This is a genomic window from Emticicia aquatilis, assembly GCF_014644295.1.
GTDB classification, from domain to species: domain Bacteria; phylum Bacteroidota; class Bacteroidia; order Cytophagales; family Spirosomataceae; genus Emticicia; species Emticicia aquatilis.
Genome location: NZ_BMKK01000006.1, coordinates 87,838 through 113,186 on the forward strand (window position 1 = coordinate 87,838; position 25,349 = coordinate 113,186).

At 36.3% G+C, this 25,349-nt stretch carries 16 protein-coding genes; 2 read left to right on the forward strand and 14 right to left on the reverse strand.

Annotated features, from left to right (window positions below; genetic code table 11):
• Positions 1-33: 33 nt before the first annotated feature.
• The 6 genes from IEX65_RS15475 to IEX65_RS15500 form a co-directional block, all read right to left on the reverse strand.
• Positions 34-1,188: an N-acetyl sugar amidotransferase gene (locus tag IEX65_RS15475; RefSeq protein WP_188767021.1), complete on the reverse strand. Its 1,155-nt coding sequence runs from the start codon at positions 1,186-1,188 to the stop codon at positions 34-36.
• 9 nt (positions 1,189-1,197) lie between these two features.
• Positions 1,198-1,851, reverse strand: a complete 654-nt coding sequence (locus IEX65_RS15480; RefSeq protein WP_229250710.1) for a pseudaminic acid biosynthesis-associated methylase — start codon at positions 1,849-1,851, stop codon at positions 1,198-1,200.
• Positions 1,841-3,001, reverse strand: a complete 1,161-nt coding sequence (gene pseC, locus IEX65_RS15485) for a UDP-4-amino-4,6-dideoxy-N-acetyl-beta-L-altrosamine transaminase (protein ID WP_188767030.1) — start codon at positions 2,999-3,001, stop codon at positions 1,841-1,843. Before pseC ends, IEX65_RS15480 begins: the two co-directional genes overlap by 11 nt.
• A gap of 5 nt (positions 3,002-3,006) precedes the next feature.
• Entirely contained in the window at positions 3,007-4,020 is a 1,014-nt protein-coding gene (gene pseB / locus IEX65_RS15490; RefSeq protein ID WP_188767032.1) for a UDP-N-acetylglucosamine 4,6-dehydratase (inverting), read from the reverse strand.
• Between the two features lie 284 nt (positions 4,021-4,304).
• The gene (gene ruvB, locus IEX65_RS15495) at positions 4,305-5,330 is read right to left on the reverse strand and encodes a Holliday junction branch migration DNA helicase RuvB (protein ID WP_188767034.1); all 1,026 of its coding nucleotides are present in this window, start codon (positions 5,328-5,330) and stop codon (positions 4,305-4,307) included.
• A 55-nt stretch (positions 5,331-5,385) separates the two neighbouring features.
• Positions 5,386-8,106, reverse strand: a complete 2,721-nt coding sequence (locus IEX65_RS15500) for a PKD domain-containing protein (RefSeq protein WP_188767035.1) — start codon at positions 8,104-8,106, stop codon at positions 5,386-5,388.
• Between the two features lie 289 nt (positions 8,107-8,395).
• Between IEX65_RS15500 and IEX65_RS15505 the strand changes: the two genes are divergently transcribed.
• Together IEX65_RS15505 and IEX65_RS15510 are read left to right on the forward strand one after the other, a co-directional pair.
• Positions 8,396-9,463, forward strand: coding sequence for a PorP/SprF family type IX secretion system membrane protein (locus IEX65_RS15505; protein ID WP_188767037.1), 1,068 nt, complete (start codon positions 8,396-8,398; stop codon positions 9,461-9,463).
• Between the two features lie 113 nt (positions 9,464-9,576).
• Positions 9,577-11,031: an APC family permease gene (locus IEX65_RS15510; protein ID WP_188767039.1), complete on the forward strand. Its 1,455-nt coding sequence runs from the start codon at positions 9,577-9,579 to the stop codon at positions 11,029-11,031.
• Between the two features lie 98 nt (positions 11,032-11,129).
• Here IEX65_RS15510 and IEX65_RS15515 read toward each other — a convergent pair whose 3' ends face one another.
• The 8 genes from IEX65_RS15515 to IEX65_RS15550 all read right to left on the reverse strand — a co-directional run bounded on the left by IEX65_RS15515 (position 11,130) and on the right by IEX65_RS15550 (position 25,195).
• Positions 11,130-13,025, reverse strand: coding sequence for a tetratricopeptide repeat protein (locus IEX65_RS15515; RefSeq protein ID WP_188767040.1), 1,896 nt, complete (start codon positions 13,023-13,025; stop codon positions 11,130-11,132).
• Positions 13,026-13,140: 115 nt separating this feature from the next.
• Entirely contained in the window at positions 13,141-17,922 is a 4,782-nt protein-coding gene (locus IEX65_RS15520; protein ID WP_188767041.1) for a hypothetical protein, read from the reverse strand.
• Between the two features lie 54 nt (positions 17,923-17,976).
• Entirely contained in the window at positions 17,977-18,801 is an 825-nt protein-coding gene (prmA, locus tag IEX65_RS15525) for a 50S ribosomal protein L11 methyltransferase (RefSeq protein ID WP_188767042.1), read from the reverse strand.
• An 87-nt stretch (positions 18,802-18,888) separates the two neighbouring features.
• Positions 18,889-20,088: a nucleotide sugar dehydrogenase gene (locus IEX65_RS15530; protein WP_188767049.1), complete on the reverse strand. Its 1,200-nt coding sequence runs from the start codon at positions 20,086-20,088 to the stop codon at positions 18,889-18,891.
• 1 nt (position 20,089) lies between these two features.
• Positions 20,090-20,950: a glucose-1-phosphate thymidylyltransferase RfbA gene (gene rfbA, locus IEX65_RS15535; RefSeq protein WP_188767052.1), complete on the reverse strand. Its 861-nt coding sequence runs from the start codon at positions 20,948-20,950 to the stop codon at positions 20,090-20,092.
• A 24-nt stretch (positions 20,951-20,974) separates the two neighbouring features.
• The gene (locus tag IEX65_RS15540) at positions 20,975-22,009 is read right to left on the reverse strand and encodes a Wzz/FepE/Etk N-terminal domain-containing protein (RefSeq protein ID WP_188767054.1); all 1,035 of its coding nucleotides are present in this window, start codon (positions 22,007-22,009) and stop codon (positions 20,975-20,977) included.
• A 17-nt stretch (positions 22,010-22,026) separates the two neighbouring features.
• The gene (locus tag IEX65_RS15545) at positions 22,027-24,363 is read right to left on the reverse strand and encodes an SLBB domain-containing protein (RefSeq protein ID WP_188767055.1); all 2,337 of its coding nucleotides are present in this window, start codon (positions 24,361-24,363) and stop codon (positions 22,027-22,029) included.
• A 205-nt stretch (positions 24,364-24,568) separates the two neighbouring features.
• Positions 24,569-25,195, reverse strand: coding sequence for a superoxide dismutase (locus tag IEX65_RS15550; RefSeq protein WP_188767058.1), 627 nt, complete (start codon positions 25,193-25,195; stop codon positions 24,569-24,571).
• Between the last annotated feature and the right edge of the window lie 154 nt (positions 25,196-25,349).

Genomic DNA, 25,349 nt, shown 5'->3' on the forward strand with positions numbered 1-25,349 from the left:
TATAATTAGGTCATACCAAAGTGAAAACTTTCTCTAAATTACCTCAAAATTTCGTACTAAGTTCTTATTGTCATGTCGTAAAAACCTTCCATTTTCATCTTGTGCGAAAAGTACAGGATTGGTAAATGAATCAATTACTGCATCTATCTCATCTATTGTCATACCAGAATATTCCATAAAAGATTTAATAGCATAGTGGGGATATTTTCCATCATATTCTTTAACTAAGTATTTGGCTTCTTCTCTTGTCAATCTCTTATTTCGTATATCTATGCACGCATGGTCAGTTGCCCTTCCAAAACCGTATTTAACAAATTTAAGGTAATCATGTAATCCAACTAATTTTTCATCCAAATTTTCATAGTTAGTGTAAGTACCTTCGATGGGGCCATCTTCCTTAATAGAAAAACCTGTTTCCTGAAGTATAATATCAAGTTGCTTTCTGGCATCCCAAAAGAAATAATGACCTAAAAATATTCCTTTTATACCAACACGATTGATATCTTCGTCAGAAGGATAAAAATATGGTGTTAATTCTTTCGCAGTAATACCTTCAACCCCAATCATATCTTGAATTCTATTTCCCAATAGCCCCCCAAACTCTTCCAACCATTTCCGATTTAAAACAGGAACTCTTGTTGCTTCCATAGGGCCACCGTATTCCTGCTGAGAATTTTCACCCCATATAATGAGTGGTATTCCAAATTTTACTGCAACTATAACAGGTATGGTAAAAATTCCTATATGATTAGGCCACATCTCATCGCCTACTCTCTTAAAGGATTCGATAACCATTTTTTTATAGACTTGATGATTCTTTTTAAAATGAATCAAATCAATTCCCATTTTTGTAATATTATCAATATTCCTTTGCCCTAACTCTGTCACATACGTTGTTTCAAAACATACAGCTAATGGGTTTAACCCATATTTTTTAGCCATATAGCATTGATATGTACTATCTTTACCCCCACTTACTGGAATAATACAATCATACCCAATTTCACTATCTTTTTTTTTGTAAGTAGAAATAATCTCCACGAATGCTTTTTCCTTAGCAATCCAGTCGATTTTATAATCTTTTTCTTCTGCAGCTTGACACGCCGAACATACTCCTTCCTCATCAAAAAAAAGGTCTGGCTTCGTTTCGGGGAAAAGACATTTTTTACAATATCTTAACTCTAACATATTAATTATTTATTTCTTTTCTAACAAAAACATACAATCTATTAAATTCTTGTCGGTAATGTATGGATAAAAATCCTTTTGAATTACGTCTAAATTTGGGAATGTTTTTTTGTAAATACTACAAAAATCGGCTTTCCATAAAAAGCCCTCGTTTCCTCTGTAATTTACACTTTCCACATCTCCTTCAATAAAATACTCAAAACCTGTGATGTACTTTTTTGAACATCTCACTATTTCTGACATAAAACCGTGATGATTTTCAGGAGCAATATGAATAAGTACACCATTTGTGCATACCAAATCAAAATAGTTGTCTTTAAACGGCAACTCAAATCCAGAGCCTTGAATAATGTTAATATTTTGAGTGTATTTTTTCGCTTGTTCCACCGCATATGGCTGTAATTCTACACCATAAAGATTTGTAAATCCCATTTTTTGTAAACCTACTAATTGCATTCCTGTATTGCAGCCAACTTCTAAAATTTTAGCATCTTTGGGCAAATTACCTAAAATTTTCTCATTTATAGTTGTTTTCGTTACCCCGTAAGTATCTAAATAGAATTTATCCCAATCTCTTGTATCTCGTGAATTTCTATCTGTGTATTCTTTTCCAAAATCACTTGACCAAAAGTTTTCTTGTGTATTTTTAATTTCAATTGCCATTATAATAGTTTTTAATTGAGTTTATTACAAAATCTTGTTGTTTATCGGTTAAACTTGGATACATTGGTAAACTTAGGCATTTTTCATAATAGGCTTCCGCAATAGGGAAATCTCCATTTTTCCATCCTAAACCTTGATAGTAAGGTAAGGTATGAACAGGTATATAATGCACTTGAGCATAAATCTCATTATCTTTCAAATAATTATATAATCCTAATCTATTGTCAACTTGGATTACATACAAATGATAAGCATGTCCTCTTGGATTATGAAGTGTTTTAATTTGTGTATTTTCAAAAGCTGCATCGTATTTTCTTGCTATTTCTATACGCCTTTCAATTCCTTCATGAGCCCTTTGTAATTGCGATATTCCTAAAGCTGCATTTAAATCTGGTAAACGATAATTATATCCCAATTCTTGCATTTCATAGTACCATGCACCATCCTTTTGAGTTTTCTTTACAAACTTATTACTATCCTTCGTAATTCCATGTGTACGAAGCCTTAATAATTTTTCATATAGCTCCTTATTATTTGTAGTAATCATACCACCTTCACCACAAGCAATATGTTTTACTGGGTGAAATGAAAAGATAGCTAAGTCGGCATACTGGCCATTACCACAATTTTGTTGGACACCATTAGAATCCATAAAAAAACCTCCTGGTGAATGACAAGAATCTTCTAAAAGCCAACAATCAAATTCATCCGCCAATTGTCTGAAAGATTCCATATTTACAGGAAAACCCGCAAAATCTATTGGTATAATGCCTTGAAAAGTGCCTTTGGGAGAATTTACGAGTAATTCTCGCACTTTATTAATATCTAAAACAGCAGACTTCTCTTCAATATCAGCAAAAATGACCTCACCTCCACAGTACAAAACACAATTCGCTGATGCTGCAAAAGTAATAGGAGAAGTAATAACTTTGGAATTTTTATTTACTCCTAAAGCTAATGCTGATAAATGCAAAGCAGCTGTCCCATTAGATACGGCCACGGCATATTTACAGCCAATGTAATCGGCAAAAACGTTTTCAAAAGCTTCAATAGTAGGTCCTTGAGTCAGGAAGTTTGACTGCAAAGATTTAACAACTACATCAATATCATCTTCTGTGATACATTGTCTCCCATAAGGAATAGGTGTCATTAAACTCATATATCAGATGAAACGTGGTGTTTTATAAGACTCCTTAAACTTTCTACACTTTCCCATTCTGTATTACTTCCAGAACTATAACTAAAACCTTCTGAAACTTTCTTAGCATTAAACGCTAAAATGAACTCTGCTAAATCCCATCTATGTGTTGCGGGAAGAATTGTATAATATTTTCCTAAATCATACGTATAGTAAGAATCAGAGGCAGTTATCATTTCTTCATGAATCTTTTCGCCAGGTCTAATGCCCACCACTGGTTTTTCACAATCTGGGCCAATTGCTTCAGCAATATCCGTAATTCTGTATGATGGTATTTTGGGCACAAATATTTCTCCGCCCCAAGCATGCTCTAATGCGTGCATGACCATATCAACTCCTCCTGTCAGAGATATATTAAAACGTGTCATATTTGGGTCTGTAATAGGCAGAATACCCTCCTTTACTTTATTCATAAAAAAAGGAATAACTGAACCATTAGACCCCATTACATTTCCATAACGCACAACAGAAAATCTTATAGGATTCCAACCTTTTATATTATTTGCGGCAACAAATAGTTTATCGGAAGCTAATTTCGTAGCTCCGTATAAATTAATAGGTGCAGCCGCTTTATCAGTTGATAACGCAACAACTCTTTCTACATTTGTTTCAAGGCAGGCGTTAATAACATTTTCAGCACCAAGTATATTTGTCTTAACACATTCCATTGGGTTGTACTCTGCAATGGGTACGTGCTTCATTGCTGCTGCATGAATTACATAATCAACACCCTTTAATGCTCTTTTTACTCTCTCAAAATCTCGAACATCTCCAATAAAAAATCTCATTTGAGGGTATTTATTTTCTGGATATTCTTGAGCCATCTGAAATTGTTTCTGCTCATCTCGTGAAAAAATAATAATTTTGTGTACGTCAGGATATGTGTTTATAATATGCTTTGTCAGTGCTTTTCCTAAAGAGCCTGTGCCTCCTGTAATAAGAATTGATTTTTCTTTCAATGTAAATGTCATGAACTTATGCCTTTATTTTACTCTTTGTAATTGATAGCATTTAGAATAATCACTCTTTTTGCAAAAGAAGTAATTAAATATGCAATTTTGTATTAATAATAAAACTACGTAGTAATTACGAATTATTTGACTGACAATGAAATGGTTTTTTTTTAGTACATCCTAATTTATTGTCGAGCAATTATTGCAAACTATTTATGGTTTCTTTATTACATCAGCAAAACTACAAAAAAACAATAATTATCTTATCTAAAACCTAAAAAAATTGATTATACGGCAAACTCTTAAAACAACTCCCCCATCCGATATTTAGGTAATATATTCAAGTGTTTATAGGCTTTTTCCGTCGCTTCTCGCCCTCTTGCCGTACGCTTCAAATAGCCTTCTTGAATCAAAAATGGTTCGTAAACTTCTTCGATAGTTTCGGCTTCTTCGCCTACTGCTGTGGCTATCGTTGATAAGCCTACTGGACCTCCTTTGAATTTTTCGATGATGGTCATCAAAATTCTGTTATCCATTTCATCAAGGCCATCTTGGTCAACATCAAGAGCTGTTAGGGCCATTTCGGCAATAGCTATCGTTATTTTTCCATCGCCTTTTACTTGAGCGAAATCTCTGGTTCGACGTAATAAGTTATTGGCAATACGTGGTGTTCCTCGACTACGGCGGGCTATTTCATAAGCACCTTCGTCTTCGATGGGCATATTTAATATAAATGCTGAACGTTTTACAATTTTTGTCAGTAATACTGCATCGTAATACTCTAAGCGAGAGTTGATTCCAAATCTTGCACGAAGTGGTGATGTAAGAAGTCCCGAACGAGTTGTAGCACCAATTAAAGTAAATGGATTTAATCCAATCTGCACACTTCGGGCATTTGGGCCCGAGTCAAGCATGATATCTATCTTATAATCTTCCATTGCTGAATATAAATATTCTTCAACAATGGGATTAAGTCGATGAATTTCATCAATAAAAAGCACATCAAATGGCTCTAAATTCGTTAGAAGACCAGCCAAATCGCTGGGTTTATCCAAAACTGGGCCTGATGTAATTTTTATATTTGTTCCTAATTCATTGGCAATAATATTAGACAAGGTTGTTTTTCCAAGTCCAGGTGGGCCATGAAGCAATACATGGTCAAGGGCTTCCTTTCGCTGTTTAGCTGCCAGAACAAATATTTTCAGGTTTTCTAAAATCTTATCTTGACCCGTAAAATCATCGAAAGAAAGCGGTCTTAAGGCTTTTTCTATCTCTTTTTCGATGGGAGAAAGTGCTTCGCCATCACCTTTGATATAATCTTGTCGCATGAAGTTGAGGAAAGACTTTATTTTTTGAAAGCACAAATATAAGTATTTTGATGAATTAGTTCACCAAAAATATTCCTCCTCGACGAGTAATTTTTTCTCGGTATGGAAAATATAAACTTTTGTAGCTTACGACAAAGGCGTACATCATGGGAGCGATAACTTTACCGTTATAACTACCATCCCAAATTTTTTCTGGGTCGTTTGATTCAAATATTATCTCTCCCCAACGATTGTAGATGCGTAAATCAAAGTCTGTTATATGAGCATTTGGTATTTGTAGAATATCATTAATACCATCTTTATTAGCTGTGAAAATTTCAGGAACAAATAAGCGTGGCTCACAACCTTCTTTGATTTCAATCTTATCTGTTGTAGCACAGGTAGTGCTATTCTGAAAGCGGTTTGTTGCTGTTAAGGAATAATTTCCTGTTGCACTTACAACGATTGTTGGAGTTGTCTCATTGGTAGGTTTCCACAGAAATCCAGGGTTGTAGGCTTGCTGTAATTTCGGGTCAAGTTTAAGTGTTTCGCCTTCTATTACGCAAACAAAAGCTGAATCTGGTAAGTTAACTACTGGAGTTGGTTTAATATATAATGTATCTATCACCACAAAATCTTTGCATTTCTCTTTTAGGGCATTTCCCAGTAAATTATTTAGGAGTGGGATATTCACATTTTTACTCACAATGGTTTCGGAATAAACCGTTAGTGTAAGCTTAACTATGTATCTTCCTGCTTTTGTGTATGTATGAGATGTCTTCAAACCCGTACCCGTTCCGCCATCGCCAAAATCCCAAGCGGCTTCGCCTTTCATTGGGCTACAAATTCCCTGAGTTTCAAAAATTGTGGGTTGATTCTGACAATTTCCCGTGTAAGTGGCACTTAGTCCCTCTCCTTCCTGTTTTTGTTTTGCTTGAATAACATTCGGAAACCCTAAACCGCTATTTCCTAAAACATCAGCCCCAAAACCACCTGTAATAGGCTGATAACCTACAATTGCTGCATTACTGGTTTGAGTTTGTTCAAAGAGGGCTAATTCATTAGGGTATTGAATATAAGGAATATACTGACTGCCCTCTATCGCCATGTAAATAAATTTGACGCCCATCCCATTCACAGGACCACTTTGCAGTGCTCCAAACGCAAAAGTTTTTGACTTATCAATCTCTACCTTTCGATTAGCAATATCTACTGGATTCCTCAAATTTAAGTTAAGTTGATAAAGATACGATGTCTGTCCCTTTGTGGGGTCGCCTTTGAGGGTAACGTAGAGCTTTTGTTCATCGTCCGAAAATTCTACCCCATAGACTTGTGGTGGAGCAGATACACCTAAATCAATTGTTAGTGGAGAAGCTCCTAACCTTCCTGTAGCAGGGTCTATATCAAATACTTCTACATAGTTTTTTCCACCTTTCGAAACAGCTATGGCCAATTTAGCTCCAGTAGCAGAAAGTTTCATATACCCTTGCTGACTGGTCGCATCATCATGAACTAAACCAAGATTTTGAGTAATTTCGGTTGTGCCTGTCGAATCTATTTTCAATATCCTAAAAGTATTCGTCCCTGCATCGTGCGAGTACACAAAAAAGCCAGTTTCATCTTGCTTTTTCATAGCAGTTATGCGTTGGGAAGTGGTTATGTTTATTGGCACATTCTTCTCAACTACGGCTCCTCTACCATCATTTCGTCTGGTATCTACAATACTGTATGATAATAGCCCTGTATCTTTATTGATTGTATAAACATAATACAAGTGGTGCGGACATTCGTTACAGGTATTTTTTGGAATAATAACTGCCGATTGCGTAGAGGTGTTCGTGCCGCCTAATTTACTATCCGTCAGTGGGGGAATTGCCGGTAAAAGTGCGTCATTACTACCATAAATTGCCACTCCATCTGTATAAAAAACTAATGAACCTGTTGGACCATAAACCATAGCTACACCTTCAGGAGAGCGAATAGGATTACTTGCAGTGGCTGTTACTGGTACAAAAACTGGGTCTGTTGGGTCAGTTTTTCCAAATAAGTCCCCGTTACTTGCTAAAGTATCTCTTGGAGCTGGTGGACTGGTCTTGGCTTGAAAATCTAAAGTTGCTCCTTGTCCAAAATACCACTTTTCACCACCGCCACTACTGGTTTCTTGTATACAAAATTTGACATTGATTTGAGCTATTCGAGAGCAGCCACCAGTTGAATCAAAGACTTCAACCGAATAACACCCCGAAGAATCTACTTCAATGGTTTGTGTGGTTTGTCCTTTCGGAAACCAAAGAAATTTTGTACCTTTTGGTGCAATACCCAATTGGTGTCGATATGGGTCGAGTTTGAGTTTTTTCCCATCACAAAGAGTCGTATCGCTTTTCTTTTTATTGAAAAACAATGGCTGTACTGGTGGTTCTTTTATTGTAATTGTGAGTGTATCTGGAGCTTGGACTGTGGTTCCCACAGTACGGATGAGTGTGACAAGGTATTTCCCTGGTGTAGAATAAAAATATTTAGGGTTACGAACTGTTGATACATCATTATTAGTAGTAGGGTCACCAAAATCCCAAAGCCAAGCAGTTGTTTCTTTCTTTTGGTCGAAAAATATGGTTGGTTCGCTACAATCGGTGTTGGCTGTGGTCGTAGAACCCATAGAAGGAGTAGCCGGTATCGCAGCAGAACCGACACAGAGTTTGCCTCCTACATAAAACTGAGCGACAGAATCGAAAGAGATGTATGTAAAAGTGGCAATCAGTAAAAAAGTCTTAAGGGTATTGCCAATACGACCTTTCATAATTCGTTAATTGTTAGGCTACTTAGATAAACATACAAACCTTAGAAGTGGTTTTTATAAATTAAACGACTTTTGAAATTCTTTTATTTGAAACTTCATTACTAAAATAAAAGCTAATATCAAAAAATCGAACAATAATAACACCAATTCTACTACAAAGACGTAATTTTACAAACAATAGTTACAAAAAATACGTAACACGCCATTAAATCCGTTTAATAATTATTTAGATTGTATTTGGAATGAAATTTGCTTAGAAATATCCCGTTGAATGCTTTTAATTTAGGCAATGAAAAAACTTTATTTAGGAAGTCTCCTTTTGTCTTTGGTCTGCTGGAATAGCATGGCTCAAGACGCTCAATTTTCGCAGTTTTATGCGGCACCTATGTATCAGAATCCTGCATTTGCGGGTAGTGCATATGCACCACGGCTGATTGCAAATTACCGAAACCAATGGCCTTCGATTAATGCCAATTTTGTTACTTCGGCTTTTTCGGTTGACCATTATATAGAAAAACTCAATAGTGGCATCGGTGTTATGATGGTCAATGACTCTCAAGGCCCTGGCCGATTGAAAAGTAATGAAATTAGTGGTATCTACTCCTATCAAATTCAGTTAGGTGAAGAAAACTTTTTACGTTTGGGGGCTCAAGCTACTTACTCAAATAAAAGTTTAGACTATTTAGGACTTACCTTTGGCGACCAATATACTAATCGTGGATACACAGGAAATCCTTCAAGCGACCCATTTGCTGATAAAAATAACATTACTCCCATAAAGTTTGTTGATTTTAGCGGAGGAGCATTATTTTATAATAGCCGTACTTGGTTAGGAATTTCTATGCACCATATTAATCGTCCAACATATACTTTTTTGAATTCTGCCACCAGTAGCCCTATTGCTGGTTGCCCAACTGGCGATTGTTTGCCTCGTAAATTGAGCGTTAGTGGAGGGTTAAAAATCCCATTGGCTAACCCTTATTCGGGAGCAGCCAATGCCGATAAAGAATTTTCGGTTTCGCCTGCATTTTTATATAAAAGACAAGGAAAATTCGACCAATTAGATTTAGGTTTTTATGGCACGTACTCTTCTCTTACGGCGGGATTGTGGTATAGAGGTATTCCCATAAAAAAACAAAATATCTCACGTACCAATCATGATGCTTTGGTTTTCTTACTTGGGTATCGTCAAGAAAATTTTTCGATTGGATACAGCTATGATGTAACAATTTCAAGTTTGGGCTTCTCGACTGGTGGTTCGCACGAAATTTCGATTGCGTATCAATTAGAGCCACTCGAAAGAAATAGTCCACGTCAAAGAAGAAATAAAAAAGAACTTTCATGTCCAAAATATTGATTTTTTGAAACAATATTTTGCATTTTGCTTTAAAGGTTTGGTTTACCAAGCCTTTTTTGTTTTATATTGCGATATAATTCGTAAAACAATCTAAAAACAAACCCTAAAATTTTATGGAAAAAAGCATTTGGCGTAAAAAGCCCATGGCAGCTTACGAAGCTGATATGAAGAAATCAGAACTGAAACGAGTTCTTACTAAGTGGGGGCTTACATCGCTCGGTATTGGTGCAATCATTGGTGGTGGTATATTTACTCTTACGGGTATTGCTGCTCATAACTTTGCCGGGCCAGCATTGGCAATCGCTTTTATCATTGCTGCTATCGGTTGTACATTTGCTTCACTTTGTTATAGTGAATTTGCTTCTATTTTACCAGTAGAAGGTTCGGCTTACGCTTATTCTTATGGTACAGTTGGAGAGTTCTTCGCTTGGATTATTGGTTGGAATCTTATCTTAGAATACATGATGGGTGCAACAACTGTTGCGGTTGCGTGGTCGGGGTATTTCGAGAAGTTTCTGCACCTATTTGGATTAGAACTACCAGTAACCCTCATGAATGACCCATATACGGCTGGCGAAAAACTTGGTCTTGGTGGCCCAACGCCAGCTTTCAATATTGCAGCATTCTTTATCACTTGGGTAGTTACTTCGATTTTAGTAAGAGGTATCCAAGAATCTGCCAAAACAAATAATATCATCGTAATCGTAAAATTGAGCGTTGTTATTTTTGTAATTTTGGTTGGTGCATTCTTTGTAAAAGTTGAAAACTGGACTCCATTTATTCCTGATACCGTTACGGCTGCTGATGGCACAACAACATTTGGTTGGGATGGTGTAATTACGGCTGCAACAATCGTTTTCTTTGCTTATATTGGTTTTGATGCCGTTTCTACGCAAGCAGGAGAGGCAATTAACCCACGCAAAGATGTACCTTTTGCTATCGTAGCCTCTTTAATTATCTGTACAGTTCTTTATATTTTAGTATCGTTGGTACTTACGGGTATGGTTAAATACGATACGCTCGATTTGAAAGCTCCAGTTGCTTCGGCTTTTGCTGATGCTGGTCTTCCTTGGGCAGTATTTATTATCACACTTGCTGCGGTGGCTGGTCTTACTTCGGTAATGCTTGTAATGATGCTCGGACAAACTCGTATCTTCTTAGGTATGGCCAAAGATGGTTTGTTGCCAAATTTCTTTAAAGATATTCATCCGACATTCAAAACTCCTTGGAAAAGTACATTATTGGTAGGATTTATCGTTTCGGTTGTTTCAGCAGTTACGCCAATTGATAAAGTTTCAGAAATGTGTTCGGCAGGTACTTTATTGGCATTTGCCATGATTTCGGGAGCAGTATTATTACTTCGTTATCAACAACCAAATATCGAACGCCCATATAAAGCTCCAATGATTTGGTTTGTAGCTCCAATGGGGGTTTTATTTAACTTATTCTTGATGTCACGTCTTCGTACTGATACTTGGTACGCATTCTTGATTTGGAGTACACTTGGTATTGTGGTTTACTTCTTATATAGTCAAAGAAAGAGTAATTTGAATAATATGGATAAATAGTCCGCAGTCAATAGTCGACAGTAAAACTGACTAATCATTCAAACAAAGATGGCTTCTGAAAACTCAGAAGCCATTTTTGTTTATACAATCTTTATTCTTTACGGTTGAACACCCAATTTGATTAAATTATCACGAGCATCTTTATAGTTGGGATTTCGCTTCATTACCTCTTTCAAATCTTTGATGGCACCCTGGGTATCGCCTAAGCTATATCGTGCCACTGCACGGTCGTTATAGGCCGTATCGACCGCAATGCCGAGGTTTATCATCGTTGAGTAATCATCATAAGCTTCTTTAAATTTATTGGCTTTCAGATTGGCAAAGGCTCTAAGGCCTAAATAAGCATTTTTGTTTTGCCCAAGTTCCATTGCTTTGGTAAAATCTTCGGCTGATTGTAAGAAATTTCCCGCATCTCGGTTAGCAATTCCACGATTATAGTATGCTACAAATTTTCTATGATTTGGCGAATTATCAATACTTTTTTGGTAAAGCTCTAATGCCTTTGGCATATTTCCTTTCAAATAATACGCATTTGCCAACGCTCCCATCAAGGCATACGATTGTACACCTTTTGAAGCAGCATATTCACCATAACGAATCACTTGGTCGATTTCTCCCGAACGCCCGAAATGGTTGGCAAGGTTTTCGTTGACAACTGGCGACTCTGGCTCGTATTTGTAAGAATTAGCAAATAAAGTACCTGTATCTTTATAAGTAAGCGTCTGTTTGTAAGTCAGATACATGAAAACTGGAGCAATCACTAAACTGCCGTAAAGCAAAAGATTTTTAGAGGTTACTTTTTCATTCAGAAAATAGAAAACTAAAAAGATAATACCAAAATAAGGAATATAAGTATAGCGTTCGGCCAAAATAGCACCACCAACCGACAAGAATTGAAGTACCAAAACGATTGTAAAGAAAAAGAACATGATTCCGAAGAAAATTTCTTTTTTACGACGGAAGAAAAATGCTGCTCCTCCCAAAATCAATAAAGCCCAAATCGGTGCGGTTACGTATTGAATCGCTCCGTATTTATCAGGACTTGGGTAGGCATAAAAATTGTGTTGATTAATGGGAATAAACAGCTTGAAGATGTAAACCAAGAAGCCATAGAAACCAAACTTAATTCTATCACCCAATGTAAGAGCATCGCTGAGGGCAACGTCGAGGGTCATTTTTTCGAGTCTTCCACCCAAATCTCCGCCACCTTGTACGTGTACGGCTAATGCACCAAATAATAAAGCTACAATGAAGAAAGGTATTTTTGTGGTAATGTTCTTTACTGTCAAGAAACCTTTATCGAACCAATAATCTATCAGTAATAAAACCAAAGGTAAAACCACCGCCATTGCTTTTGATAAACACGATAAAACAAAGTAAACAAAGCAAAGAACTAACATTTTTCGCTCGTTTTTCTCCAGATATTTTACGTACTGAATACAAGCCAAGAAAAAGAAAAGTGTATATAGCACGTCTTTTCGCTCCGAAACCCAAGTAACCGACTCGACGTGCATCGGGTGAATTCCCCAAAAAAGAGCCACTAAAAAACTCACCAAAGTATTATTGCGAGTGAGTTGTTGTGAAAAACGGAAAATCAGAAACGTATTAACTAAATGTATGAGCGTATTGGTAACGATAAATGAAGTTGAAGCCTTACCAAATAAAGCCGAATTGAGCCAAAGTGAGGCCACTGTGAGTGGATGGTAGTTTAAGGCACATTCAACCGTTAAAAGTCTGATAAGATTGGCAAATGTTGGGTTTTGAATCATTATGTTTTCAGTGGCATACATTTGGTCGTCCCAGTTGACGAAGCCATTCGAGAAACCTGCCGCAAAAGCAATGATTACCGTAACAGCCAAAAGAATATAAACCACCGTAGGACTCAACGAAAAGTTATTTTCGCTGGCTTTGGGGGCAGAATACGCCGCAGCTTGTGGTGTACTGGAAGTTTGTGAAGGTAGATTCTGTTTGGGTTTTTGTTTATTTTTTGCCATGATTCTATGAGGTTGAGTTCTCGTTTGCGAATATAGCAATTTCTTTGCCAATCATAAAACTAAATGGGAGAAGCAGATGGCTCTACTTCTCCCATTTTTCGATAAAAATCATCGTTTAAAACCCATCTTTTTCATCTTCTACTTTCTTTTTCTTTTCGTCTTTTTTCTGGGTTTCATCTTTTGGTACATCGGCCAATTTCTTGGCATCGGTTGGTTTTTGGCCAGCCACCTTTGGCTTTTCCTTAATGCCTCTGTACGTTTCTAAGAAAGTCTTACGGAAAAGCATCGCTTCTGGGAAATCGACTGGAATCACTTGATAATCTTTGATTTTTTTCTTGTCTGCTTTTGCTGTAATGGCAGCATTGAAATTATCATCTGACGAAATCAAGCCCATTTGGCCATCTTTGTAGCCCATGTAGTACCAGTTTTCGCCAGAAAGTTCTAAGAAAATATACATTTCGTCGCCAGTGATTGGGTTTTTACGAATCTCTATATAACCATTGATTTTGGCGTTAATATCAGTTTCACCAATGTTTGAAATACCAAGTTTCCCAACGCTTCTGTATGAATTGTATTTCGGCGACCATAAGAGTTTTAAGTCACTGAAAACAATAGTATTGGCAAATTTTGGTGAAAACTTAAACAACGGCACATATTCACGGGCCGATTTTGCTTTGTAATCATCAATATCTTTATCGCCTACAAATTTGGCAATTTTTGTAATCAATTCCGATGAATTTAGTTCGATTGCTGCCTCATTTACACCTAAATCAAGGTTTGTTTTCACGATTTTTTCAGCCATATTCGTTAGTAAGGGCTGAGCAATCGGGAAGTTTACGAGCATCATGGTATTGAATTCGTGATTTGCTGTATCCAAGCGTATTTTGGCAAAACCCGAAGTTTGGACGTATTGAGAAATTTTCTCATTCAAGAGGTCGAACCTTCCTTCCAAATTGATGATTCCTTTTTCATCCAAAATCTCGTATTTATTACTGGCCAAAGTTCGGCCTTCTTCTGGAATGATGCTGAATAACTTGTTGGGTTCATCTCGTCGGCACACTCCACTTGCCAAGAAAACGTTTTGGTCTTCAGGTACTTCTTTGGTTGATAAGAATGTTGGATAAAGACCATTCGACGAAGTCGTTGTACGGAAATGAAGTCCCGCAAAAATTGGCGAGTTGCCACTTTTTAAGTTTTTATCAACCGTAATCCTGATCTCTTCCGATTTATTCCCTTTATAAGTTATCCAATATCCACCGAGTTTAGGGTATTTTTTGAGTTCGGGAATAATATAACCATCAAGCGAGAGATTTTTGATTGGGGCAAGCATTGTAATTTCGCCTTTGTAAAGCATTTTTGGCGAAAGGAACATACTATCACGCTCGATAACGGTTGCTCGTGCCACGGTCGATAGTTCTTTGTTTTTACTTCTTTTGGCAGCTTCACCGTCCATCGTAATTTCTCGCAATTCAAAGTTACCCATCTTGATATTGAAGGTGTCTTTTTTCACGTTTACGAACTGATAGGTGGCATCACCCGTGAATTTATTTTTTGATACAATCTGAATATTCCCGTTAATCAAATTATGATAACCATTGAGCGTATCAATCGTCAGGCGTGCGTTTTTAAATGGCAACATATCGGCATCTCGACGAATAGCTACTTGTCCTTTATCAGGAATAATTTTCGCATCGGCCGATTTAATGTATGGTACTCCACCAATATTTAAAGTCATTTGGTCGATGTCATAAGCGGCCGAATTTCCATTAAACGCCAAGCCTTGCTGCGAAGCATTGGTTGAAGTAAAGATTGTCGTTTCGACATCACCTTTCATCGAAATCTTCTTGTCTTTGATATTCCATTCAGCACGGTCAACGTTGGTTTTGTAAGCCGCATACGGGAATTCGAGCGTTGAGCCAGTGCTATCATTGAAGTTTCCTTGATTGGTAGCAATATTTACGATGCTATTATTTACGTTGAAGTTTACGTTTACGTTTTTACCCAAGAGTACTGACTTAGCAGTTGTTTGAGTTGACTTTACGTTAAACTGCGACCTATCCGCAATAAAACCTTCTTTATTAAACTTAAATTGGTCGGAAGCAGTCTCGGAGTCAGTACGAATCAATTTACCCAAACCAAACAAACCACCCGTACGCACAACTAACTTACCTTTGAGTGAAGATGTACCCGTGTAGAAGTTAAAACCTGCCTTCGAGGCAATAATCATACTATCAACTTTTGGCATCCATTTCAAAGTATAATCGTTAATATCAACCTGCGGGAAATACGAGCCTTTCAGCACGCTTTCATTCACTTTTCCGAGTTGACCAGAAGCCGTCAAGGAATCTGCCATGAAAAGAATTTCTTTGGCGGTCATGCTTGCCGCAAGGTGATTGATATTTCCTTCGGAGTGGAGGCCTTTTCCATCCATTGCCAAAGCCGATGAAAAATTGACAGACGTTTCGTTACCAAAGACATTATATTTACCATTTGGCACTTTATGCAAGAAACCGAGTGTGGTATCAGGCATGATTCTCAGTACTTCTTTGAATGGCTTAAAGATATTTCCCGAATAGAATGTTCCATCAAACTCAATATCTTTTACGGCCAAACTATCAAAGTCGATTTTCGGAACATCAAAACGCACATCTCGACTATATTTTCTTATCCCACGAGCTGGCTCATCAAAATATACAATTACCCCTTCATCAATTTTCAGCCTTGGGTATTGTGGCAAATATACTTTCCCTGATTTATTATCTGGACGATTTAGGAAAAGCGTACCGGGCTTTAAGAATTTTATGTGTCCACCAATTTCCTGACGGCCACCCTTACGATAAACCTCTTGAGGTGTGAAAGTTACAGAATCAATTTTATTGAGGGAAAGTGAGAACTTTTCGTAATCAAACAACAAATCTTTTCCCGAAAAACGGTAGTTTTTTGCTTTAAACTGCCCACTAAAGGTAAATGTACGATTTTTTGAAACCTTGATAGTACGGTCATACGGCAATACATAAATTTTAAGTGAATCACTTAAATTAAATCGACGTATTCCTCTAATTGTTAGGGTTTTATCATTCAAATTGAGGGTTGCATTTGAAGTCGAGTCTTTGCTATTTCCGTAAATAGATGGAATCAAGAAATCATCAAAATCTCGTTTTCCTGCAAAAGCAGATAGATAGTGTTGCCCTTTGCTGGTTATCTTGAAAATATCGTCAGAAGGATTGTAATCAACAAAACCTTGCTGCACCGCAACCATCAAACCGCCACCGATGTTTTTCTTAGGCACTTTGTTATAAGCTGCAATTTCATCAAGCGTAAAAGTCAGTTTGTTATTTTTTTGCGTGAAATTTCCCACCATCAACAGTGGATTGAAACCCGCACTACTGTTAAGAGCAGTTACTCGTTGAGCATCATAAAAATCGAATGATTCAAAAACCGCAGGAACTTGTGTTCGGGCCGAAACGATGTAAAAATCCATTCGACCTTCGTTCAAATTCCAACGCATCGCATCCGACTTGATATTCATTTGATGGTAAGTATCAGAAAACGTAGTTTCTTTAAATCCACCGACATCAATTTTATTCAGACGTAAAATGTAGTTCTTTTGGTTATAATTAAACTTTACGGCTGGGTGATAAATGGAATCTTTGTCTATAAAAGTCACAAAATTGGCCAACTGTGAAGTAATCAACGAATCGCTTAATTCAAAACGTGTGCTACTTGCCTTGAAGAAAAACTTCCCATCTTTTTTAACCGAAATATTGGAATAGCGATTTTGAACCGAAGAAGAGAAAATTCTGCTTCCTGACATCGAAAATCCACCACGATATTCAATATTTCGGTCGATATTCTTGATAAAAGCATCGCTTTGATAAGACATAAAGCGAGGGTACGTCGGCGGAACGCCTTTATTTCTTTTCTCACTTTTATACTCAAAAACACCTCTGATTGGAGCAGTTAGACGGTCGGTGTAAGTCAGTGTTACGTCTTCTGCTGAAAACTTCGGATTTCGGATTTCAAAAGCAAAATCGGTCAAAACAACTGAAATTTGTGGTAATTTAGCACTTTCAAAGGTAAATAAACCACCTTTTCCGACATAAATTCCATCTTTTAGCGAAACCGTTCCGCTGGTCTTTTTTATCCAAACCGAATCACTGGCCGTAACCATCACAAAATCAATATCGTTAAGCTGAATCGAAAGACCACCGATGACAGGCATCGGTTTTTTATCTGGTGTAAAAGTTGACTTTGCGGCTGTAATAACTGTTTCGGGAGCTGGTGGCGTATCCCAATCGTCAAAATATTTGGTTTCAGGAAGTTCGGTTGGTGTTAGTGTCGTTTGTGGATTAGTTGGAGTTGTTGTAGTCGGTGCGGGTGCGTTAGTTTCTCCTTTCTTATCTAAAAATTTTATCTCATAAGTTCCACCCAAAGCATACAATCGATTGAAGTTTGACGCATAAAGTCGGCGTTTTTCGATAAAATCTTTCAGAATTTCCAACATCTTAGTCGAGGTCTTCAAATCATACCCATCGACAAACTTTTGAGTGATTTCTATCAGACTGGTAATTTTTTCGTCCGAAAACTTTTCTTGCTCAATCGCCTTATCAAGAATCGTAAAGAAAAAATAAAACTGTGCCATTTTATGGCCACGAGTTCCCATACTACGGCACGTTGCGATAAGTGCTTTTTTCTGTTCTGGGCTAAAACGGGAAGCCCAGTAGGCTTCAAATTTTTTACCAGTTGCAATCGCTACTGAATTATTGTCGGTTGCCATCACGGTCTGAATATCCGTAATGAATGTTTCGGGTTGCTCAGAAAGTCTTATTAGCTGTGCTTTTGACGAAAAAGACAGCAACGCAATTACCGAGAAAAATATTATTCTAAAGTGTCTCATAAGGATAGGGAAGAAGAGACTTTTGGGTAAAACTAAATATCAATTATGAATGATTCAACTCTTAAAAACGACCGAAGCCCATTGATTCTTGCTTAGTTGAGCTACTTTTTTTAAACCTACCGATTCGGCAACCGCTTGAATATCAGCAATATCGGCTTCATAAAAACCACTTATGATAAGAGTTGCTCCCTCAGCCATGAAGGTTGCATAAGACGGAATTTGCTGTAAAAGAATGTTCCGATTGATATTAGCCAAAACGATTTCATACTTATCCCGTGGCTCATCTTCGATTGTACCCAATCTAACTGCAATTTTGCTCGTATTGTTTAAAGCAATGTTTTCGATTGTATTCTCAACTGACCATTCATCAATATCAAAGGCACTTACATATTTTGCACCCAATTTTTCGGCTAAAACTGCCAAAATACCCGTTCCCGTGCCAACATCAAGCACTTTTTTATCTTGGTGCGGAATCGTGAGTTGATGCTCCATGACCATCGAAGTGGTTTCATGATGCCCAGTTCCGAACGACATTTTAGGAGTTATGATGATTTCGTAGAGATAATTAGGTTGAGGCTCGTGAAAATCGGCACGCACGTAAATATCATTTCCTATTGAAATGGGTTGGAAGTTTTTTTCCCATTCTTCGTTCCAGTTTTGCTTAGCAATCTGCTTGAAAGCGTAAGAAATTGGTGTTCGCTCAGCATAGGTTTCGAGCATATTTTTGACTGCTAAATCTTCAAAAAGTTCTTCTTGAATATAAGCTTCCAAGCCATCTTCGGTTTCGACAAAAGTTTCAAAGCCAAGTTCGGCCAATTCGGCCATCATGATTTCGTTGAAATCAAGGTCAATTTGTAAGGAAAGTTCGATGTATGACACTTTTACGGATTTTATTTGATTACACAAGTTAAGCCGTAAAGTTCGGAATTTCTTCGCTATCAACAACAAAATTATTGCAAATGGCTTCTATTGATTGATACTTTTGAAGGAAAAGGTGCTGATATTAAACAAAAGAGCCTTTGGAAGAGCAAAATCAGAGAGATTCAAATTTTCAAAAATCTGATGATTAGTCGCTTTAATGATAAGATGATAATGTTGATTATCAGAAAGACTTTCGATATTTACAACACTATTTAGTTCAGCAACTGGGTCAAAAACATCAATTTGAGCATTACATTGCTTTAGCTTTTCTACCAAATTAATTACTAATGAGCATTTTATGCTTGGTGTATTAGGTTTGTAACTAATTCCTAAAATTAGAATTTTAGGGTTGGTGTTTTGTGGGAAAGCGTTTTGAAGTTTGTCAAAAACAAGTTTAGTAATCGTTTGGGGTAAAGCGTCATTGGTCTCGCGAGCTGCTGAAAGTATATTGTTTTTTTCAGGAGAAAGATGATTCAGGTATTGCGAAGCCAGAGGCAGACAATCACCACCTACAAGACCAGTTGAAAATTTAAGAAAATTCCACTTAGTGCTACTCGCTTGCCAAACTTCATCAAATGAGATACCGTTTTCAGTCAAAATCGCCGCTGTGTTATTCATGAAAGCGATATTAATATCTCTTTGGGCATTTTCAAGTAATTTTGCAGCCTCGGCAACTTTGATTGAGGGAGCTAAATACGTTCCAGCTTCAACAATCGAACGATACAATTCATCAACTCTTTGAGCAGTCTCAGGGTTTGACCCAGAAGTTATTTTGATAGTATTTTTTAACGTATGAAAATTGTCAGCAGTATTGATTCTTTCGGGCGAATAACCTACAAAAAAATCTATATTAAATTTTAAACCACTTATTTCCTCTAAAATTGGAACGCAAAGCCCTTCAGTACAACCAGGAAAAACGGTTGACTCGAATATAACTAAATCGTTTTTTTTAAGAAAGGGGGCTATACTTTTGGTTGCAGCTAATAGGTTAACTACATTCGGACTTTCGTCTGTATTTACTGAAGTAGAAACTGCGATAATAAAAATATTACAGTTGGAAAGACTATTTATATCATTTGTGAGTGTAAGGTTTAAAAGAGGGTTTTCTTCCCTTAACCTTACAATCTTAACATCATCAATATCAAAGCCAATGGTTGGGTATTTTTCGCTTAAAGCTAAAGTCAAAGGCAAACCGATGTTTCCTAATCCAATTACAGCAATATGGAGATTTTGTATTTTTATCAACTTAAGCAATTAAGTTTAATAAATAAGCACCATAACCACTCTTTACCAATGGTTTAGCGATTGCTTCTAATTGCTGAGCATCAATAAAGCCCATACGATAGGCAACTTCTTCAATACAACCAACTTTCAACCCTTGTCGCTCTTCGATAACTTGAACGAACTGCCCCGCTTGCATTAAAGATTGAAAAGTGCCCGTATCAAGCCAAGCCGTTCCTCTGTTCATGATACCTACTTGGAGTTTTCCTTGTTCTAAATAAACCCTGTTTATATCCGTTATTTCAAGTTCTCCTCTTGGAGAAGGTTTGATATTTTTAGCTATCTCGACTACCTTATTATCGTAGAAATACAAACCAGGCACCGCATAATTAGATTTTGGTTTTTCTGGTTTTTCTTCAATCGAAATTGCTGTTTGGTTTTCGTCAAATTCTACAACGCCGTATCTTTCTGGGTCATATACTTGATATGCAAATACAACGCCACCATCGGGATTTGTGCTGTTTTGTAATAGTTTACTCAAGCCGCTACCGTAAAAAATATTATCGCCTAAAACCAAAGCAACACTATCATTTCCAATAAAATCAGCACCAATAATAAAAGCCTGAGCTAAACCATCGGGACTTGGTTGCTCAGCATAACTAAAGCTACAACCTATGCGAGAACCATCACCTAATAATTTTTGAAAATGAGGTAAATCATGAGGTGTAGAAATAATTAATATCTCTTTGATTCCAGCCAGCATTAATATAGAAAGTGGATAATAAATCATAGGCTTATCATACACAGGCATTAATTGCTTACTTACTGCCAATGTGAGTGGGTGCAATCTCGTACCCGAACCTCCTGCTAATATTATTCCTTTCATATAGATACTTTGTCTTCGAAATCTTTACTTAATTATCAATTTATAGTTTTTCTTTCTAAGTATTCCAAAAATGATACCAAATATTCCTCCTAAAAAAGTAGCTATCAAAACAACTATTGTTCTTTTTGGCTCACTTCTTTTATTTGGAACAACTGGTGGCTCTAAAACTTTCAATACAGGTGTTTCTTGCTGTAATTTCAACTTAGCCTCCTCATACTTTTGTAATAAAGTATTATAAAAAGTTGATGAAATCTTGTATTCTGACTCTATGCGTTCTCTTTGTAAGTCAGCAGCTTGTAATTTCATCATTGAAAGCTGATATTGGTCACTATACTGTGCTTTTTTAGCTTGATTTGTATAATATTTACCTTTAGCGGCATCTAACCTTTCTGCTAAAAAGTTTAAATCTCGTTTTGCTTTTTCTGTACGATAATTAGTTATGTAATTCGTCAAAAAATTCATACTATAATCAGTAATAATTGTAGCAACAACTGGGTCCGGTAGTTTTACTGTTACAGTAATAAGTCCAGTCTTTTTATCAATGACAGCACCAATGCGTTCTCTTAAGTCTTTTAAATCCTTTTCAGTCTGATAACTTACAGCAATATATTGATTACTCGTTGGGAATTTAATTTTGGTATTTTTCTCTTCAATCTTATTATCTAAAACAAAGGTATCGTAAAACTGACTAAATGTCATTTCCTTATTATCCTTAGTTTTAACCTTAATTTTAAGCAAATCTAAAAAAAATGGAGTACTTTTTAAAACATCAGGGTACAAATCAGGACGTATTGCATCTGAACCACCTCCACCTGCACTACTAACATCAATGCCAGCTAAACTTGCTAAACCTGCAAACTGCCCTAAACCTCCAGCTTTAGATTGGTACTCTGGTAATATTTTTCCTGTCGAGATAAACTCCTCGCGTGCTGTTAAGGCATAATAAATCCCAGCAAAGGCAAACAATAAAGTTATTAGAATTATCCAAATCTTCTCTTTCCAAATTATTTTAAAAAGAGCATTAAAGTCAATACTAACAATATCTTTTTCTTCTTCCATAATCCGCTTTATATAGATTAAAATGTTCTAATAACTGTTACTAAAATAGTCGCTATTGAAACCATAGCAGAACTGATTGCTATACGCTCAGCAGGTGTCCATTTATACCTTTTTCTGACTGGAACAATAATCTCTGAACCATTCTCAATTTTAGGAAATGCTCTAACACCTAAAAAACTTCTTGTTCGGTCAAGTCTTCCATTTCCGTATTTTACATAAGTCTTTTTTACAAATGCACTATCTGTTGTCCCACCAGCTAAATCTAAATATTTTTTCAATTTTAAACCAGATGAATAAGGAACCGTTGTTGGGTTGTATACTTGTCCATTTACAGTAACCGTCTCTTTCTTACGAGGAATTTCTAAGGCATCTCCTGTGTTTAGAACTAAGTTATTTACATCATTTCTATCCTGTAATACCTTAATAATATCAACACCAATTACCTTTCCTGCTCTTGTAAACTTTGCACTACCTAAATCTGCTTCACTTTTTAACCCACCTGATTTGAGTATTAAATCTGAAATTTTTTCTGTTTTATCTTTTAAAGCATAAGGGCCAGGATAGAAAACCTCTCCTGTTATAGTAACGTTCTTTTGCTCTTCATAACGAGGTAAAACTCTTATATATACTCTATCGAAAGGTTTTAATAATAGTTTTTTACTTTCAGCTCCTATTAAATTTCTATCTACATCTATTGTTTCAATTTTGATTGATTGTTCTTTAGAAACACCTATTGTATCTGCTTTAATTCTTCGAGCAATTTCAATTTTTGACGCAGATGCTCCATCAGTAAAACCACCAGCCATTGTTACTAAATCTGAAACTGTCATATTATCAGCAAACTCATAAGTTCCAGCTTTATTGATAGCTCCACTTATTGAAACAGTCAAACGCTCTCTTAAATCCTTATATGACTTAATAAACAATGTGTCTTTTAATTTCAAACGAATATCTTCGGACTCACTATTCAAGATTTTGGATAAATTGAGTGGTATAATCTCTGGTTCAAGGTTTTCTCTCTCTCGTTTTAATAAAATTCTTTCCTTAAAAGCATCTTGCTTCAAACCTTCTGCACGAGCAATTAATTGTTTTACGGTTATATCTTTTTCTAATTCATAACTTCCTTCTCTATAAACGGCTCCTTTGATTGTGACAATATTTTCAAAACGATTCAATATTTTACCAATCGTATAAATATCTCCTTTTTGAGGAGTAAAGTTAGCTATCTCATTCTGGTCGATACTAATAATACGCTTTTCAGTGGGTGTTGCTCTTTCTAAAGAAATTGTTTTTGAGTAGGCTAATTCTTTAAAACCACCAGCAAAAGCCAAGACATCTTTCAACGTTTCATCTCTTTTCACCTCAAAAATTTTAGGATTTCTTACTTCTCCGATAAGTGATACACGGGTATCAACATAAGGAATACGAATAATATCTTGGTCTTGGAGAATGATATTATCCTTTTGGTCGCCATGTAATAAGAAATCGTAAACATCTAATGTTCTAATAACTTTTCCATTACGAAACACTTCTATATTTCTTAGTGAACCAATTTCAGATGGTCCACCACAAGCATAAAGAACATTAAATACATTTGCGAGCGACGGGACAGTAAATGTTCCTGGTTGAAGAGCCTCTCCGATAACCGTTACGGAAATACTTCTAATATTTCCCAAAGTTATATCTGCGTATAATCCTCCGCCTGAACTATTTAGGCCAGCAAATCGACTTTTCAATCTATTTATTATTCTTTCACGAGCCTGCTCAATTGTTAATCCACTCACATAAATAGGACTAAGAATATCTAACTGGACAGTTCCCTCAGGAGAAACCTTTGTTTTGTAAGTTTGTACAGCAAAGCCTGTAATTGAAATATTTAATTCATCCCCAGTTCCTAAGATATAATTTTTGGGTGTTGGGATACGTAAATTAGGTTCAAAAACAATCTTTTTATTATTAAACAAATTAAGTCCATAATACTTTTCTCTTCTTATGGCCGTACTATCTTCTTTAATTTGTTGTCTTACACTTTTAGTAGAAGTCGTATCGTTTAATCTTCTTTCAGTATCAGTGGTATTTGTATTAACTGGGGCCTTTTTATCAGCTTGAAGTTTGGTCATTCTTTCTTTGAACTTAGAAATATCAGCTGAGCCAAAACCTTTAGCCGCTGCTGCTGCCATTAGTTGTTCTTCTGTCATTCCGCTCTCTTGAGCTTGTTTCATGAACTGCTGAATTTGGTCATCTGATAGTTCGTCGACACTTTGTGCAAAAGCAGTAGAAATACCTAAAAGGCTAATAAAAACAAAAAGTGAAAGTTTACTTATCGAAAGAATGAGTTGTTTTTTTAGATTCATTTTGTAGCTGCCTATGAATAAAAGGGCGTTAATTAAAACACAAAACTAAGTATTATATAGCAAAATTAATCAAATAAATTTTGTTTATTTATTTTTTGGTAGATAGAAATACTCTCATAATCTTTCAAATTCCTAATTTTTCATAATAAAAAAGGATAGGTTTCACGACGAAAACCTACCCTTTTCATTTATAACTTCTATTTTCTTATGAGTTTGGAATTACTCTTTTCGCATTTGAATAACGTTTTTGTACTTCTTCCCAATTAACAACATTCCAGAATGAATCTATGTAATCTGGGCGTTTGTTTTGGAATTTCAAATAATATGCGTGTTCCCAAACATCTAAACCTAAAACAGGAATACCTTTTTTCTCGGCTACATCCATCAAAGGATTATCTTGATTTGGAGTTGATGTGATGAAAAGCTTCTCTTGATCATCAACACAAAGCCATGCCCAACCTGAACCAAAACGGCCGATAGCTGCTTTTTTGAATTCTTCTTTGAAATTAGCCAACGAACCCCAAGTTTCGTCGATAGCAGCACCCAATGTGCTTGAAGGCTCGCCTCCACCATTTGGTGAAAGAATATTCCAGAATAAATCGTGGTTGAAATGTCCGCCACCATTGTTACGAACTGGTGCTGGATATTTACTAATATTTGCTAATAACTCTTTCAATGAAAGGCTTTCCATTTCTGTACCAGCAATTGCATTGTTGAGGTTTGTTACATAAGCTTGATGATGACGGTCATGGTGAATTTCCATGGTTGCTTTGTCGAAGTGTGGCTCTAAAGCGTCACTTGCATACGGTAGGGGTTCGAGTGTATATGCCATTTTTGAAACAAAATTTAAAATATTAGATGATAATTTTATGCTACGCTATTTGTAAGCAGATGATTGAAAATAAACGACATCTGTATTTGTGCAAACCTTTACTAACAAATACTTTATACCACTGTGGACTGTCGGCTATTGACTATGGACTACT